The following is a 16,403-nucleotide window of genomic DNA, read 5'->3' on the forward strand; positions in this document are numbered from 1 at the left end:
GTGCGCTTTTTTGCAGGCGGGATCACGCGTGCACGCGCCGACGGCTGACAATCGTTTGCCAGTTGATGGGACCGAGCTTTCAGATTGGTAGCCCGGTTATCATTTCGAGCGGCCGGGCTCTCAGATTGATAGCCGGCAGTGGACGGCGGCGCACCGTCTGGTTTCATCCGTAACCGAGGGCGTGATCCAAAGCAAGAAAGTAGGATGTTTTGGTGGCGCAGGGCCCCGCCGCTGGGGTAGTTTCGATAAAACCGACACAGATCCTGAGGTCTTATCCATGATCATCTATCTGCATGGCTTCGATGCCACCAGCCCGGGCAATCACGAGAAAGTGCTGCAGTTGCAGTTTATTGATGATGATGTGCGTTTCGTGCACTACAGCACGGTTCACCCCCGTCATGACATGAGCCACCTGCTCAAGGAAGTGAAGAAGCAGCTCGACATGAGCACCGATCCCAAGCCCCTCATCTGCGGGGTGGGGCTGGGTGGGTACTGGAGCGAGCGCATCGGCTTCCTGTGCGGCATCAAGCAGGTGATCTTCAACCCTAACCTGCACCCCGAAATCACCATGCAGGGCAAGATCGACCGACCGGAAGAGTACGAGGATATCGGCACCAAATGTGTGTCTGAATTTCGTAGTAAAAATTCAGGAAATTGCCTCTGCATCCTTTCCGTTCAGGATGAAGTGCGCGATAATGGCGAAACTGAGCGTGAATTGAAGAATTATTACAACATCGTGTGGGATGAGCGAGAGACGCACAAGTTCAAGAATATCTCTCATCACCTGCAACAGATGAAGGCTTTCAAAGAAGCCTGATTGATCGTCACGTCATGGATTCAACTATCAAGGGAGCCGATGGCTCCCTTCGCTTTAATGGAACCGAGGTAATTAACCATGACCAATATTGTTGTCGTCGGCGGCGGTGCCGGCGGTCTGGAGCTGGCCACCAGCCTGGGCCGCAAGCTGGGCAAGAAGAACAAGGCCAAGATCACCCTAGTTGATCGCAACCGTACCCACCTGTGGAAACCCCTGCTGCACGAAGTGGCCACCGGCTCCATGGACGCGGGCATCGACGCCTTGAGCTACCAGTCCCACGCCAAGAACCACGGCTTCGACTTCCAGCTGGGTACCCTGACCGACATCAAGCGCGACGAGAAACGCATCGTGCTGGGGAAGATCGTCGACGATAACGGCGACATCGTGGTCAACGAGCGCGAGCTGCCCTACGACTACCTGGTGATGGCCATCGGTTCCGTCTCCAACGACTTCAACACCAAGGGCATCAAGGATCACTGCATCTTCCTGGACAGCCCCTCCCAGGCGCACCGCTTCCACAACAGCATGATGAACCGCTTCCTGCAGTTCGCCACCGAATACCAGCCGGGTGACAAGGTGAAGATTGCCATCGTTGGCGGCGGCGCCACCGGCGTCGAGCTCTCTGCCGAGCTCTACAACGCGGTCGAGCAGCTCTATGCCTACGGCTTCAAGAACCTCACCACCGACAGCCTGAAGGTGACCCTGGTGGAAGCGGGCCCCCGCATCCTGCCGGCCCTGCCGGAGCGCATCAGCGGCGCCGCCCATCAGGAGCTGGTCAAGCTCGGCGTGGACGTGCGTACCGCCACCATGATCACCGAAGCGACTGCCGATGGTCTGCATACCAAGGATGGCGAGCTGATTGAAGCGGACCTGATGGTGTGGGCGGCCGGTATCAAGGCGCCGGACTTCATGAAGGATATCGCCGGTCTTGAGACCAACCGCATCAACCAGCTGGTGGTGAAAGAGACCCTGCAGACCACCCGTGACGAGAACATCTTCGTCATCGGTGACTGCGCCGCCTGCCCGCAGCCGGACGGCAAGTTCGTGCCGCCGCGCGCCCAGTCCGCCCACCAGATGGCGACCCAGGCGTTCAAGAACATCCTGGCCAAGATGAACGGTGGTGAGCTCAAGCCCTACCTCTACCACGACCACGGTTCGCTGGTATCCTTGAGCCGCTTCTCCACCGTGGGCAGCCTGATGGGCAACCTGATGCGCGGCTCCATGATGGTGGAGGGCTACATCGCCCGTCTGGTCTACATCTCGCTCTACCGGATGCATCAGATCGCCCTGCACGGCTACGTCAAGACCGGCCTCATCATGCTGGTGGGTCGCATCAACCGGGTGCTGCGCCCGACCCTGAAGCTGCACTAAGCCGCCTGGGGCAAACGTGGCGGGGCGGCAACGGCCCCGCGCACTATGAAAAAGGAGAGGCCCTGGCCTCTCCTTTTTTGTTGCGGGCAGATCAGGAGGCGTCCACCTGCAGGGTGCGCACCTCGGTGAGGGCGGCGGTGAAGAACAGCCGCGCCAGCTCCGGATCCCCTTGTCCGGCATCGCGGGCGATGTTGGCAATGTCGCCGCCGAGCAGGGTGATGGTGTTGCCCACCTTGCTCACCCGATCGATGAGGGAGCCAAATTGCTGGGAAAAGGCTGTCGTCTGGCCGAGGAAGCCTTGCTGACGCTGGATCTGCCCCTCAATCTGGTTCACCTGTCCCTCCAGGCTGCTCACCTTGTTCTGGGTCTGCGTCAGGGTGACGGCCAGGGCGATGAGGCCCGGCAGTCCCAACAATCCCAGCCCCAGCAGGTAGAGTTTTTTCTTGTTGAGGGAGTCGAGCTCCTGCCGGGCACCGTCCAGGTTGGATTGCAGCCCGGCGATGGTGGCTTGCAGCTCCACGCCGATCCGTTGCAACGCGATGTTGTCTTGCGTGATGCGATCGTTGGCGCTCTGGCTGGCGGTCAGAGTCTGGGCGGTCAGGGTCTGGATGGGGGCTATTTCCTGCTGGACCAGATCGACGAACACCTTGAGGGCTTCGGGGTTGAAGGGGCCGGTATTGGCCAGCTGCTGGGTCAGTTGCAGCTCCAGGCGGGCAGCAAATGTCAGGACTTGCTGCTGCATGGTTTGCACCTGGGGCAGCAGGGCGGCAACCACCTCACCGACGTTCTGCTGGATGTTGACGGCGTTTTGCGGCAGACCGCTGAAGGACTGAATGGTCGCTTCGGCCTGCTGCATGTTGGCAATGGATTGGGAAAGAATGCCGTTGCTCATGGGGTCTCCTTGCTGAAAGAGGGCGGCCAGGCCGCCCTCCCGTGGTTTAGGCGGCCAGGCGCGCCACGAAGTTGGCGATGGTGTCGGTCTGCGGTACTTGCAGCGGGCTCACCCCGGCCATCTGGGCCTTGATGGTGGTCACGTCGGTGAGCACCGTCTTGACCGTGGTGTCGGCGGCGGTCAGCCAGAGCTGGCGGATGTCGTCGCCGCTGGTGATCCCCTTGTCCAGGTCGGTGATCAGGCTGCCCAGATCGGAGGTGAGGGAGTCCCAGGCGTTGCTCATCTGGGTGGCGGCGGTGACGGCGTTTTGCGCCTGTACCTGCAGCCCCTTGTAGCCGTTGCCGATCTGGGTGGCGATCAGCACCTCGCTGTTGAGGTTGCTGCGTTTCTGGTACAGATCCTGGCGGGCGCCCAGCGAGTTGTGCAGCACAATGGCGCCAGCCGTGATGCCGCCGGCCCCAGCCACCATCATGGCGACCCCGCCGATGACCACCGGGGTCGAGGTGCCGGCGGTCACGAAGTCGGCCACGGCACCGATGGCGGTGACGAAGGCGCCACCAATCACCAGCAGCCCCCCGGCGACGATGCCGGCGATGGCGCCGTCAATGGCCGCATTCACCTTGTCGATGTCGCCGTTGAGCTGGGCGAGCACCCCGTTATCCCCCTGCACCTTGCTGTTGAGGTTCACCACGATCCCCTGGAAGTTGCTGGAGTCGGTGATGAGATTGTTGTTGAGATTGACGATCACCAGGCGGGTGTCGGAGGAGAGCCGCTGATATTCGGTGGCCTGCTCCTTGATGACGCTCAGCTGTCTGAGCCACTGCGCCTTGGTGGAGCCGGGCGGCAGCACGGCCGGAATGGCGTTTTGCAGGGCAAAGTAGTTGGAGATGTTGCTGATGTTGGTGATGATCTGCGGCTGGATGGTATTGAGATAGAGGTCGGCGTGCCCCTTCGCCAGATCGAGCCCCTGGTTGATCTGGGTCTGGTTGTCCTTGAGGTTCGGGAACTGGCTGAAGTCCACCGGCACCTGCTGCTTGACGCTGTTGCAGTAGGTCTGGATCTGCATGGCTTGGGAAGCCTGGTTGGCCATACCCTGGTCCATGGTGATGGTTGTTGCGTTGGTCATTTGGCGTGTCCTTGCGTGGTGGGATTAAGCGTCGGGCAGAATGCCGTTGCCGGCGTAGGCTGCCTTGATGTCGTCAACCTGGCTCGAGAGCAGCTGCCAGGACTGGGTGTTGAGCGCCACGGTGCGCCGCAGCTGGCGTACGTCGTCGGGGCTGTTGAGGTCAGTGACCACGGGCACGGCCCCTTGATAGGCGTCGGCCACCTTCTGCCAGCCTGCGGGCAACTGGGTGACGGTGTCGGCAACCCGGCTGTAGGTGTCGACAAACAGCTGGTTTTGCGCCTGCACCGACTTGGCCACGCTCAGCAGGGTGTTGGTGGCGGCCAGTGCCTGGTAGGCCTGGGCCAGCTTGTCGGTGTTGGTCTTGAGCTCGCGGGCCGCCTGGCTGGAGCCAGCGATGCCTGAGGAGAGCGCCTCGAGGCCGGAGATCATGTACTGGGTCTGCTGATCGGTCTCTTTGGCTATCTCCTGCGAGGTGGCGGGTTTGGCTCCCTTGTCGGCCGGTTTCTGCTCCAGCGTCAGCGAGGTGACGATGGCCCGTCCCAGCTGGTTGACCCCTTCACCGGCCTTGCCGCCCTCATCGACGATCGCCTGAATATTGGCGGCGATAGCCTGGTTGAGGGCGTCAATGATCTCGGTCTGACGCTTGGCGTCGGCCATCAGATCCTGCTCGAGCTGGGTGATGACGCCGTTGAACTGGGTCATCAGGGGGCGCAGGGAGCTCCAGGCCACCTGCACGCGGGTATTGAGTGCCTGGGCATTGAGCCGATAGCTCTGGGCCTGATCGACGAGGGACGTCAGTTGCTGTCCCAGCCGGGCCCCGCCCGCGAGAACGGCGGCGTCATCTTCCTGACCCAGCAGGCGGTTGAATGCGGCGACCAGGGCGTAGAAGTTGGAGCCGTTGCTCAGCAGATGGATAAGGCCGGACAGGTTGGTCTGCTGGTAATAGCGTGCCTGGTTCATCATCTGGGCCTGGTAGGCCTCGATTTTTACCGCGAGGGTGGAGTCGATCTCGCTGTTGGCCAAGGACTGCTGCATCAACAGCAAGTTCGCATAGGTCTGGTTGAGCAGGGCGGGTGAGGTCGCCGACAGGTAGGCGGCCAGCAGACCTTGATCCCCCAGATCCAGGGTGGCGATCGTGGTCATGACATGGCCTCCATCGCGGTGTCGGCGAGCGGGCTGGCGGGGGAACATGCCCCCAGTGCGAGGGTGGGGTGAGGTAGTCGGGTATCCTGCTGCATCATGCTGCTCTCCTCGTGACGAAGTGGGTCTGTCCCTGCGCTGGTGCCGGGACAGACTCACCCTAGGGAAAGGCAAAACGGGTCACAACTGACACTTTTATCACTTGATGTTTGAGCCGGATCGGCTAATGAAAGGGACGTCTGCAGGGGGCGTGTCGACGGCCCGGCGTTGTCTTTTGTCGATAACGTCTGCCGGTAAACAGGCCTGTCATCGGGCTGTGGCTCCGGGATATGGCTCCGGGATATGGGGCACGATCAGCCAGGGTCTGGCTGGCACGTATCGAGTCTGCCTGCTTGCCTGGTCCCCTGCGCTGCTTTAGGCTGTCTCCCCAGTACACTCCACAAGGAAAGCAAGATGATCCTCTCAACCACTCCCACCCTGGAAGGCAAGACCATTCGCGAGTACCGCGGCATCGTCGTGGGCGAAGCCATTCTCGGCGCCAACGTGTTCAAGGATCTGTTCGCCGGCATCCGCGACATCATCGGCGGCCGCTCCGGCGCCTATGAAAAAGAGCTGGCCCGGGCCCGGGAAATCGCCTTCGACGAGCTCAAGGAGCGCGCCGCGGCACTGGGGGCCAATGCGGTGGTCGGCATCGACATCGACTACGAGGTGGTGGGGCAAAGCGGCAGCATGCTGATGGTCAGCATCAGCGGAACCGCCGTGCTGGTTTAAGCCTGCGCTCCCCCTGCTTTGGCAAAGGCCGATAACCTGGTTATCGGCTTTTTTGTGGGGGCTGGCGGTGCCGCTTCCCTGGCCATCAGCAGAAAATGTGCCAATGTATGCTCATAACTTGTTGATTGTTATCTTTAATATTTTTTAATAATGGCCCGCTGCCAATTTCATATTTTTTAACTGGGCGGCGGTGAGCCGTCAGCACTAGAGTGTGTGCCATCAGGACGACATCCGGCATGGATGAATTTCATCTCTCTCAAGGCGTATCAAGATGCACAAGAAATCAGCTCTATTGACCATCATCACCCTGGCCATCACCGCCCATGCTGGCAGCGTTGCGGCGGCCGTGCCCAATTTCAGCGCCAGCTGCCCCATGAATATCCAGGTCAAGGGAGAAGGGGGAAGCGTCTACATCAACGGCAAGAAGGCCACCCTGAAAACCGATGCCCCCAATGCCTATTCGGCCCAGAGCGGCAAGATCATGATCGGCATCACCTCGGATTCCGCCACCAGCGAGCCCAGCATCGACTACGCCATCAAGCACGACAAGCGGGCCAACGGCCTCTGCACCGTGCAATCCTGGTCAGCAGGCAAGGCGGCCGCGTTGCCGATGGCCAAGGGAAACTCTCCCTATCAGGGCAAGTGGACCGCCAAGAACAGCGGGACCGGTCAGACCGTGACCGAGATCCGGATCGACGGCAAGGAGCAGGTGTGGGTCAACGAGGTCAAGGTGAAGGCCAAGCGCACCGACGGTGCCCTGCAGTTTCGTCAGGGGATGATTCTCTATACCCTGCAGGGCGATCCCCGAGTGCGCAGCGAAAGCAGCTGGCAGGATACGGATGCCGGCTCGACCGGCCCGATCACGCTGGAATAACCGACAGTTCATCTAGAGGGTAACAGCGGCGCAGGCGATGGCTTGCGCCGCTTTTTTGTGTGGCCAAGAAAAAAGGGGAAGCGGAGCCACGCGCCGGCCGACGACAGATCCCCACCGGTTGTCGACCTTGATGCTCTGCTTCCCCAAACGAGGTGATGGCTGGGTTGCGATGTTGGACGAGCCGGCCTGTAGCCCGGCTGCATTACTCTCTGTCGGTGTTAGTTGAGCAGGGCGGCCTGATAGCCGGCGCACTTGCCCATCACGTAACCTAGCTCCAGCTTGTCGGGGTCACGGGTAAAGCGGGAGACCGGAAAGTAGTCGGCCGGCGCTATCACCTCGATCTGGCAGTCCGCTGGCGGATTGGCGATAAAATCGAGTGCCTCGTTGTAGCTGCGATCCCGCTGTTCCAGCGCCTGCGCCAGGGCGGGGCGAGTTTTCAGCAGGGTGCGGATCATCCAGGGGAAGGGCATCGGCTTGAGCCGATAGCCCAGCGGCTCGGAGAGGATCACCGTCAGCTGACGGGCGCCGCGCCGGTAGGCCTCGATCACCGGGATGGAGTCGGCTACCCCGCCATCGGTCATCGGCACCCCGTGTACCTCGGGATATTCGCGAGAGGCGAGGGGGATGGCACAGCTGGCTGGCAGCACTTCATTCATGTTCTCCGGTTTGACCCGGATGTACTCCGCCTTGCCGGTCAGGGTATTGGTCACCACCGCGTAGAAGGGGATGCCGCTTTGCCGGTAGCTGTGTACGTCCAGCGGGTACTTGCGGCAGCTGGTGTTCCACAGCCAGTGGATATCCACCAGATTGCCTCCCTTGGCAAAACGCAGCGGGTCCATGAACTCCTGGCGGCAGGCCAGCTCGGTCAGGATGTCGTGGCTGCGACCATGCTGGCTGGCGAGATAGGCCAGCAGGTTGGTGGCCCCCGCCGAGACGCCGATGGCAAAGTCAAACGGGCGATAGTCATGCTCGATGAAGGCATCCAGCACGCCGCTGGCAAATATGCCGCGCATGGCGCCGCCTTCGACAACCAGAGCGCTGGGGGATGGGTGTGTTTTCATGACTGACGCCTTATCGATGATCCGGCCAAACAGAGCCGTATTAGGAAGGCCAGCTGTGGGCCGGCGAGCGGATTGGGTTCATTCTAGGCAGGGGATATTGTTCGGTATATCTGTAAATTTTGAATTAGTCGTTTTGTTTTAATAAACAAAAGGGGTTGCTTGACTGCTTGTGAAGCAGACTAGGAAGGGACTAGTATGGGGACGTTTTTATCCTCAGCCCCGGGAAGGAGGGGCCCCATCATCTCTGTCAGGGAGTACGCAATTCATGGCTCTGCTCAAACCGCCGGGGCTCAAGCCCGGCGATACCATCGGCTTTTTTTCTCCCTCCAGTGCGGCCACCGCCTGGGCGCCAAACCGCTTTGCCCGTGCCGGGGCGTTTCTGGAGGGGCAGGGCTTCAGACTCAAGGCAGGCAGCCTCACCGGCCAGCAGGATCACTGGCGATCCGGCTCCATCGCCGCCCGGGCCGAGGAGCTCAATGCCCTCATTCGCGATCCAGAGGTGCGCTGCATCATGTCGGTGATTGGCGGCAACAACTCCAATTCCCTGCTGCCTTACCTCGATTTCGATGCACTCAAGCGCGATCCCAAGATAGTCATCGGCTACTCCGACGTGACGGCCCTGCTGCTCGGCATTCATGCCCGCACTGGCCTGGTCACCTTCTACGGGCCGGCGCTGGTGGCCTCTTTCGGCGAGCTCTCGCCGCTGGTGGACGAAACGCTGGCGGGCTTTCGCCAGATCTGTCAGGCCGGGGGCGCCGCCGTGCCCCACACAGTGCCGACCCCGGCGCAATGGACCGAGGAGCGGCTTGACTGGGAGCAGCAGACCAGGGCCAAGCAGTGCCAACCAAACCGACTGATCTCGGTGGGTACCGGTCGGGTGCGGGGCCGGCTTATCGGCGGCAACCTCAATACGATGGCGGGGATCTGGGGTTCCCCCTATATGCCGGCCATCGAGCAAGGGGACATTCTGCTGCTGGAGGACAGCCTCCATTTGGCAGCGACGGTGGAGCGCTCGTTTGCCCACCTCAAGCTGTGCGGGGTGTTTGATCGCATCGGTGCCCTGGTGCTCGGCAAACACGAGCTGTTCGACAGTCAGGGCAGCGGCCGGCGGCCGCTCGACATCTTGCTGGAGGTGGTGGGGGAGCCGACCTTCCCCATTCTGGCGGAGTATGACTGCGCCCACACCCACCCCATGCTGACCTTGCCCCTTGGCATCGAGGTGATGCTGGATCTCGATGCCCAGCGTCTCACCCTGTGCGAGTCCTGGCTCGGCGAGTGAACCCGCTCCGGCTGCCATCGCCGCATCGGCAAACAGACAAAGAGGTCGCCCGGGCGACCTCTTTGTCATCTGTCCCGCGATAGCGGGGCTCAGGGCTGGGCGTCGGGCCGGAAGCTGGCGCGGATCTGCGGCACCAGGGGCGCGACATCAAATCCCTTCTCTTCTCCCAGCACCGGGTGGAGCAGGGCCAGATCCGGGATGGGGGTCATGTCGCCCGCCAGCAGCTGGCGAGTGGCCTGACCCATCTGATAGAGCTGGCGCACCGGGGCAAACTGGGTCGCCAGATTGAGGGAGTCATCGGCGCGGGCAAAGGCCATCATGGGGATCTGGTAGCTGGCATCGCGGGGCGGCTTGTCGCCGTGAATGCCCTTGCCGGCGGACATCAGGAACGGCTGGTGATCGCCAAACGCCACCACCAGATAGCGTTTTCCTGAGCGATCCAGGCTGGTCAGCAGATGCTCCAGCGACGCCATGGCATCCACCACGCCGGTGTAGTAGGTGTTGAGCAGCTGACGGTCGGCGTCGCTCTGATCCGGGCAGGCCTTGTCGAGCTGCTGGGCCTGGTAGCGATCCCCGTCGAAGGGGCCGTGCCCCTGCATGGTGACCGCGTAGGCAAACAGCGGCTGCTCATCCTGCTCGCTGCGCTTGAGCAGGTGGTCGATCAACGCATCATCCGAGATATAGAGCCCCTTGTGTTCGAGCGTGGAGAAGCGGGTATCGAACCAGCGCTCTTCATAGCCAAGGGCCGGGATCGCCTTGGCGCGGCCCCAGAATTTTTCCACATAGGGGTGGGCAAACAGGGTCTGGTAGCCACTTTGCTTCGCACTTTGTGCCAGGCCCGGCACCTGCTCCGAGAGGTAGTAGTAGGGCACCACCCCCTGTTTGAGCAGCCCCACCGGCAGGCCGGTGTTCATCTCGAACTCCGCCAGTACCGTCATGCCGCCGGTGGTGGGGGAGTGGATGGTCTTGTGCCACTGCTGCACGCTGGCCGGCAGGCTCAGGGTGGGGGGCGGCGCGCAGATCTTGCCCTGCCAGCCGAGCCAGAGGGATTCATATTGCAGCACGATCACCAGATCGAAGCGGGGCGGCTGGCTCAGGCTGACGTGGCTGAGCTGAGGGGTGAACTCGTTGATCTGCAAGGGATAGCGAAACACGCTGCCGCTTTGCAGCATCTCGTCCACCAGGTTGAAGAGATAGAGGCCGGGTCCCGAGCGGATGATGTCTCTGTGGTAGTTGACCGCTCTGTCCACGTAGCGAATGTTGGGCCCCAGCAGCTTGTTGCCGGTCTGGGTGGCGAACACGCACAGCGCAAAGAAGGCGGCGGTGGCGGCCAGGGTGCGCAGGATCCAGCGCGACAGGGCGAAGCGCCAGCACAAGAAGAGGGCGAGCGCACCGCCCAGCAGCGGCAGCACCGGGTGCTGCTCCAGCAGGATGCGCAGCAGCGCCACCAGGTTGCCGAGATCGTCCCCCCCGAGCGGTACCCCGTAGATGGCGATCTTCATGAAATTCGCCAAGAGGCCGATGCCGGACAGCGCCGTGAACACTAGCCCCATGTAGAGGTTGAAGCCCGCCAGCGCGCAGAGGCTCCAGCCCAGCACCATGCTGCCCCAGGCGAGGTAGTAGTGCTCGGGGCGAAAGCCTGACCAGAGCAGAAATTCCCCCAGCTTGAACACCACGAAGCCGTGCAGCAGCACGAAGGTGAGGTTGCCGAGCAGCAGGCTGCCGGCGATGCGCCAGCGCAGATTGCGCCTGAGGGTGGGCAGCACTACCTTCAGCACGGCGGCGCTCAGGGCTAGCACCAGCAGCAGGCTGGTGCAGAGATAGGTGAGGTTGAAACCCCGCTCCGGCAGGGTCTGCAGGATCTGGCTGAATTCACCGCTCTCGGGTCTCTCCTTGAGCAGCAGGCCGATCCGCAACTGATAGCGGCTGGCCAGGGCGTCGTCGGGGGCGCGCAGGGTGCTGTTGAGATCCAGGGTACAGCGCCCCTTGCGGCACTGCTGGCGCTTGTCCACCGGCTGGCTCAGCTGATCGATGCGCTCGCCCCTCTCATTGAGCAGCTCCACCCTGACCTTGTCACCCTCCTGCAGCGGCCCGCGCAACTGCCACTGGCTGCGAACCACCAGATAGAGGCCGCGGCTGTCGCTCTTGTAGAGCAGGGCGTGACGGGTGAGGGTGGCGATGGGGTTGTCCGCCGGCCCCAGCACCAGCGGCTGGGCCCGACCGAGCCAGCTGGCGGGGTTGATCTGCGGCAGCAACAGGGTCAGCAGCAGCAGCGCGGCCAGCATGGCGAGCAGCACGGCGGGCAGAGCAGGCACCCTGGCTGACAAGCGCGCTGAAGTGGGGGCTTTCATATGGGCTCATCCTTTGAGCGAGTTGCGATGAAACATGGCTGCTGCATTTAATTTGACCCGATGGTGATGGGCTTGTTCCTTGTTGTCAATTTAATGACCGGACAATGAACATTGCGTGACCGTGAAACCATGCAAACTGTGATCCCGATCCGGGGGCCGCACTCATTCTGTGATGAAAGCGTCATCATGGCGCTTTGCCACTGGCCTGCCTCTGCCTTGCTGCTTAGTCTCTCAATATGGATGGAGGTACATGTATGAATCCCAAAGTAGCGGCACGTCAGGCAAGATTGCTCCGCATGTTGGAGAGCAAACAGGAGATCCGGATCGGGCGCGAGCAGGACTGTCCCTTGTCCGTGGCCAAGCTGGTGCGACTCAAGGAGGATCATCCGGCGGTGCTCAAGGTCTATCGTCATGGCCTCACCGCCGAGGTGTTCCACCTCAAGGTGGAGGGACATCACTGGTGCCTGAAGCGGCGCCGGCACGACTCCCTGGTGGCCAACGTGGACGGCAGAACCGCCTTCCTGACCGAGCTGGAGCGCCGCCGCGAGATTGAGGCCCTGCGGGAGTTGCACCCCACCATCCTGGCCAACGTGGTCTGTACCTGTTTTGGCTCGGCCCGGGCCGGCGTGCTGGTCTCCCCCTGGCTGCGGGGCGTGCCGGTGCATGCACTGAACGAGCGCAACCTGGCGCAGATGCTGGCGGTGCAGGCGGAGCTGGCCCATTGGGGCTGGTTCGACTGGGATCCGAGCCCCGGCAACCTGCTCGACGACGGCCAGCAGATCAGCGTGTTCGACTTTGGCTACATGTGGCCCTTTGACCCCCGCCATGAATTCAACTCCAACGGCCTCACCGATCCCGCATTTCACGTGCCGGAGCGGCTGGAGACCCGCACCCTTTCTGGCCTGTGGCTCGACGAGCCGGATCCGCTGCCGCAGTTTCGCTACTGGCGCGGCCTGTGTATCAATTGGGCGCAGCGGGAGCTGCAACACCTGACCCGGGAGGGGGCGAGTGCGCCGGTGCTTGCCCGCTTGCAGAGCCTGCTGGGGGAGTGGCGCTCGGCGCTGGCCAGCGAGGAAGCGCTCGCCGCCAACTGGTGGCGCGACATGTATCGCAGCCATCGGCTCGACATTGCCGACGATCTCAGCGGCAAGAGCTGCGGTCCGCTTACCCTGCGCCGGCTCGACTGGTTGCAGCAGGCGGTGACCGAGCATTTCGCCGAGCTGGTGGACAACCTGGGCCCCGACGAGGCTGGCTTAAGTCAGGTGGCGCTGCTGAGCCGGCTGGAAGGGCTGCGCGAGGAGATCCGGGCCAACCTGCTGCCGGTACCGACCCTGGTGGGCTAGGGAGAACCGCACTTAGATTTCATCTGCGTATCACCCTATATAAAGAGAGGGGCCAGCCGGCCCCTCTCTTTATTTCCATGCTGTGCCTGCACAATCAGTCGAGCAGCTCCTGGTGGAGGCGGTTGACGATGTGGCCCGCCTCGTCCTCCTTGACCAGGAAGCAGAGGTTGTGGGCGCTGGCGCCGTAACAGATCATGCGGATGTTGTGCTCGCGAATGGCGTCAAAGACCTGACTGCCCACCCCGGCCGCTTCGCTCATCCGGTTGCCGATGAGCGCCACCAGCGCCAGCCCCGTCTCCACCTGCACCTTGCACAGCTGGCCAAGCTCCGCCAGCACCTTGTCGCCGAGGATGGGCTCGCCATTGCTCTGGCTGCCGGTGTGATCCAGGGTGAGCGACACGCTCACCTCCGAGGTGGTGATGAGATCCACCGAGATGCGGTGGCGGGCCAGGATGCCGAACACCTCGGCCAGAAAACCGTAGGCGTGGAACATGTTGAGGCTGTGCAGGGTGACCAGTACCTGGTTGCGGCGCAGGGCCACGGCGCGAAACAGCGGATTGGTGCGAGTGCTGGCGCGGATCCAGGTGCCGCCGGCAGCCGGATCCTTGCTGGAGCCGACAAACACCGGGATGTCCTGGCGCACCGCCGGCTGCAAGGTGGCTGGGTGCAGCACCTTGGCGCCGAAGGTGGCCATCTCGGCCGCCTCCACGAAGCTGATTTCGGGGATGGGGCGGGCCCGGGTGACCAGGCGCGGATCCGTGGTGTAGATGCCGGGCACGTCGGTCCAGATCTCGATGGTTCCGGCATCGAGCGCCTCGGCCAACAGGGCCGCGCTGTAATCGGAGCCGCCGCGGCCCAGGGTAGTGGTGCGCCCATCGCCGTCGGCACCGATAAAGCCCTGGGTGATGATGAGGCTGTCGCCAAGCAGGGGGCCCAGCGCGGCCTGGCAGAGGGTGCGGGTGGCGGCCAGATCCACGCTGGCCTTGCCAAAGCGGCTGTCGGTGCGCAGCAACTGGCGCGCATCCTGCCAGCAGGCTTTCACGCCACGCTGGCGCAGCAGTTCGGTAAAGAGGCGGGTGGACATCAGCTCGCCGCAGGCGATGAGGCGATCCGCCAGTTCGGCATCGGTGTGCAGATGAGCCTGGCGCGCCATGGTGCGGATCTCGCCGAGCTGGCCGTGGATGAGGCTACTCAGATCGCCTGGGTCGCCCAGCTCCGTCAGAATGGCCTGCTGGATCTCGGTGAGCCTGACCAGTTGCGCCTCCTGGCCCGCCTCGTCCAGGTCGCCCTGAGCCAGTGCCACCAGCAGGTTGGTGACGCCGGCGCTGGCGCTCAGCACCACCACCCGGGTGGCCGGGTTGGCCAGCACCACATCGGCGCAGTTGTTCATGGCTGCCGCGTTGGCGACGCTGGTTCCGCCAAACTTGGCGACATTGATCGGGCTCATTGCTTACTCCTGTCTTAATATGAAAATCCGGATCCATCGGGCAAAAAGAGAGGAGGAGGCTGAAAATGGCAGGAATGATCGAAGCTATCCCGGCCAGAAGCACTCCACCCGCAGAGCCCATCCCGTACCCGCCCCTGACGGGGCGCGGTGGGGGATGACCACTACCGATGACAACCCGGGGGATTCAGCCCCCGCAGCCGACACTGAGGTATCCAGTTGCCTCAGATGTCTCGGCGCTGCTCCCCCTGACCCAAGTTCACCGGACACTGGTGTCCTCCCTCGGGCTGCCTGGGCAGCGCTCCTCTTCTGGCTCCACCAGGGCGGTGGAGTGCATTTAGAAATACCTTGCGTTGGATTGCACTGTCAATCGAGTTTGTGAAAAAGTTCAAAAAGTCAGCCAAGTCAACGCAAAATCAATGGGTTATACGATTGTCTTTGACAAAACCTTGGAGCGACGCTGCCAGTTGTAGAGGCGTTGGCGCGCCACCGGCAGATCTTCCACCTCCAGCGGATCGAAGCCCCGCTCCCGGAACCAGTGGATGGAGCGGGTGGTGAGCACGAACAGGCGGCGGATGCCGAGTCGCTTGGCCCGCTCGGCCACCTTGGCCACCAGCTGATCCCCCCGGTTGGAGTTGCGGTAGTCGGGGTGGATGGCGACGCAGGCCATTTCCGCCATCGCCTCTTCCATGAAGCAGTAGAGCGCCGCGCAGCCGATGATGAGGCCGTCGCGCTCGATGATGGTGAACTTGTCGATCTCCATCTCCAGCTGCTCGCGGGAGCGGCGTACCAGGATCCCTTCCTCCTCCAGCGGGCGGATGAGATCCAAGATGCCACCGATGTCCTCGATGGTGGCGGCGCGCGCCTGCTCTGCGCTTTCCCGCACTATCTGGGTGCCGAGGCCGTCGCGGCTGAACAGCTCCTGCAGCATGGCACCGTCATCCTGATAGCTCACCAGGTGGGAGCGGGGCACGCCGCCGCGGCAGGAGGCAATGGCCGCGCGCAGGTAGCGGGCGGTGCCGGACATCTCTTCCCCCGCCTGTTCCAGCTCCACCAGCAGCTCTTCGGCCTGCTCGGGGAAGAGCTCGGAGATGGCCTCGCCGTGGCGGTCCATCACCCCCTGGGTGCTGCTGAAGCAGATGAGTTTGTCTGCTTTCAAATCCACCGCCACCCGGCGGGCCACCTCTTCCGAGCTCAGGTTGAAGCTCTCGCCGGTGACCGAGCAGCCGATGGGAGAGATGAGCACCAGGCTCTTCTGATCCAGCTGGCGGGTGATCCCCTCCACGTCGATGCGGCGTACCCGACCGCTGTGGCAAAAATCGATGCCATCATCCACCCCGAGCGGCTGGGCGGTGACGAAGTTGCCGCTCACCACGCTGATGCGGGCACCCTGCATTGGCGTGTTGGCGAGCCCCATGGAGAGCTGGGCGGTGATGTCATACTGCAACCCGCCGCACACCTGCTTGATGATGGCGAAGCTCTCGTCATCGGTGACCCGGATGCGCTTGTGGTACTGGGCCTCGATGCCGGCACGGGCCAGCGCCTCGTCGTTCTGCGGACGGGAGCCGAATACCAGCACCAGGCGTATCCCTAAGGTCTGCAGCAAGGCGATATCGCTGACGATGTTGGCGAAATTGGGGTGGCAGAGGGCTTCCCCCCCCATCATCAGCACGAAGGTGGCGCCTCTGTGCACATTGACGTAGGGGGTAGACTGCCGAAAGGCATAGACCAGGCTGGGTTCGCGTTCACGCACTTGAGGCTTCTTCCATAAAAAAACAGCAATGGGCTCAATATATGAAAATAAATTCACAAATCAAGATTAAATATTGATTTTGCGCGATTTTGTCATCGGGACGGCCTGGCGGCCCGAACAGCGGCGACACCAGGCGGGGCAGGGGCGTCAGCGGTGTGAGGGTGCGCCTCAGGTTGATCCC

Annotated in this window: 13 protein-coding genes and 1 riboswitch; of the genes, 6 read left to right on the plus strand and 7 right to left on the minus strand. The window is 62.5% G+C overall.

Annotated elements, in window-relative coordinates; all coding sequences use genetic code 11:
- Positions 1 to 277 precede the first annotated feature (277 nt).
- Together ycfP and AACQ43_RS10705 are read left to right on the plus strand one after the other, a co-directional pair.
- Positions 278 to 817 (plus strand): alpha/beta hydrolase YcfP, encoded by a 540-nt coding sequence (ycfP, locus tag AACQ43_RS10700; protein WP_016351064.1) that lies wholly within the window; start codon positions 278 to 280, stop codon positions 815 to 817.
- Positions 818 to 895: 78 nt separating this feature from the next.
- Positions 896 to 2,188 carry an NAD(P)/FAD-dependent oxidoreductase gene (locus tag AACQ43_RS10705; protein WP_076360969.1) on the plus strand — a complete coding sequence of 431 codons (1,293 nt, stop codon included), beginning with the start codon at positions 896 to 898 and terminating at the stop codon, positions 2,186 to 2,188.
- Positions 2,189 to 2,279: 91 nt separating this feature from the next.
- On the opposite strand, the gene AACQ43_RS10710 is transcribed toward AACQ43_RS10705, so the two are convergent.
- The 3 genes from AACQ43_RS10710 to AACQ43_RS10720 are packed head-to-tail and all read right to left on the minus strand — an operon-like array spanning position 2,280 to position 5,349.
- Positions 2,280 to 3,080 (minus strand): hypothetical protein, encoded by an 801-nt coding sequence (locus AACQ43_RS10710; RefSeq protein ID WP_168967235.1) that lies wholly within the window; start codon positions 3,078 to 3,080, stop codon positions 2,280 to 2,282.
- Positions 3,081 to 3,126: 46 nt separating this feature from the next.
- Complete coding sequence (locus AACQ43_RS10715; RefSeq protein ID WP_168967236.1) at positions 3,127 to 4,206, minus strand: HBL/NHE enterotoxin family protein; 1,080 nt, start codon at positions 4,204 to 4,206, stop codon at positions 3,127 to 3,129.
- 24 nt (positions 4,207 to 4,230) lie between these two features.
- Positions 4,231 to 5,349, minus strand: a complete 1,119-nt coding sequence (locus AACQ43_RS10720; RefSeq protein ID WP_168967237.1) for a hypothetical protein — start codon at positions 5,347 to 5,349, stop codon at positions 4,231 to 4,233.
- Positions 5,350 to 5,799: 450 nt separating this feature from the next.
- On the opposite strand from AACQ43_RS10720, the gene AACQ43_RS10725 reads away from it, so the two are divergent.
- Together AACQ43_RS10725 and AACQ43_RS10730 are read left to right on the plus strand one after the other, a co-directional pair.
- Positions 5,800 to 6,117 carry a heavy metal-binding domain-containing protein gene (locus AACQ43_RS10725; RefSeq protein ID WP_011706400.1) on the plus strand — a complete coding sequence of 106 codons (318 nt, stop codon included), beginning with the start codon at positions 5,800 to 5,802 and terminating at the stop codon, positions 6,115 to 6,117.
- A gap of 271 nt (positions 6,118 to 6,388) precedes the next feature.
- Positions 6,389 to 6,991: a hypothetical protein gene (locus AACQ43_RS10730; RefSeq protein ID WP_168967238.1), complete on the plus strand. Its 603-nt coding sequence runs from the start codon at positions 6,389 to 6,391 to the stop codon at positions 6,989 to 6,991.
- A gap of 218 nt (positions 6,992 to 7,209) precedes the next feature.
- Here the strand turns inward: AACQ43_RS10730 and AACQ43_RS10735 are convergent, their stop codons facing one another.
- Positions 7,210 to 8,052 (minus strand): patatin-like phospholipase family protein, encoded by an 843-nt coding sequence (locus AACQ43_RS10735; RefSeq protein WP_168967239.1) that lies wholly within the window; start codon positions 8,050 to 8,052, stop codon positions 7,210 to 7,212.
- 265 nt (positions 8,053 to 8,317) lie between these two features.
- Between AACQ43_RS10735 and AACQ43_RS10740 the strand changes: the two genes are divergently transcribed.
- Positions 8,318 to 9,331, plus strand: coding sequence for a S66 family peptidase (locus AACQ43_RS10740; RefSeq protein ID WP_168967240.1), 1,014 nt, complete (start codon positions 8,318 to 8,320; stop codon positions 9,329 to 9,331).
- A gap of 89 nt (positions 9,332 to 9,420) precedes the next feature.
- Here AACQ43_RS10740 and AACQ43_RS10745 read toward each other — a convergent pair whose 3' ends face one another.
- Positions 9,421 to 11,682 carry an LTA synthase family protein gene (locus AACQ43_RS10745; RefSeq protein ID WP_168967241.1) on the minus strand — a complete coding sequence of 754 codons (2,262 nt, stop codon included), beginning with the start codon at positions 11,680 to 11,682 and terminating at the stop codon, positions 9,421 to 9,423.
- A 254-nt stretch (positions 11,683 to 11,936) separates the two neighbouring features.
- On the opposite strand from AACQ43_RS10745, the gene AACQ43_RS10750 reads away from it, so the two are divergent.
- Positions 11,937 to 13,025 carry a hypothetical protein gene (locus AACQ43_RS10750; RefSeq protein WP_103829112.1) on the plus strand — a complete coding sequence of 363 codons (1,089 nt, stop codon included), beginning with the start codon at positions 11,937 to 11,939 and terminating at the stop codon, positions 13,023 to 13,025.
- 94 nt (positions 13,026 to 13,119) lie between these two features.
- Here the strand turns inward: AACQ43_RS10750 and lysC are convergent, their stop codons facing one another.
- Entirely contained in the window at positions 13,120 to 14,472 is a 1,353-nt protein-coding gene (lysC, locus tag AACQ43_RS10755; protein ID WP_168967242.1) for a lysine-sensitive aspartokinase 3, read from the minus strand.
- Positions 14,473 to 14,561: 89 nt separating this feature from the next.
- Positions 14,562 to 14,786: riboswitch (Lysine riboswitch) on the minus strand.
- Positions 14,787 to 14,893: 107 nt separating this feature from the next.
- Complete coding sequence (gene argA / locus AACQ43_RS10760; RefSeq protein ID WP_011706389.1) at positions 14,894 to 16,222, minus strand: amino-acid N-acetyltransferase; 1,329 nt, start codon at positions 16,220 to 16,222, stop codon at positions 14,894 to 14,896.
- Positions 16,223 to 16,403 lie beyond the last annotated feature (181 nt).

The sequence above is a fragment of the Aeromonas sp. DNRA1 genome (assembly GCF_963888745.1).
Classification (GTDB): domain Bacteria; phylum Pseudomonadota; class Gammaproteobacteria; order Enterobacterales; family Aeromonadaceae; genus Aeromonas; species Aeromonas hydrophila.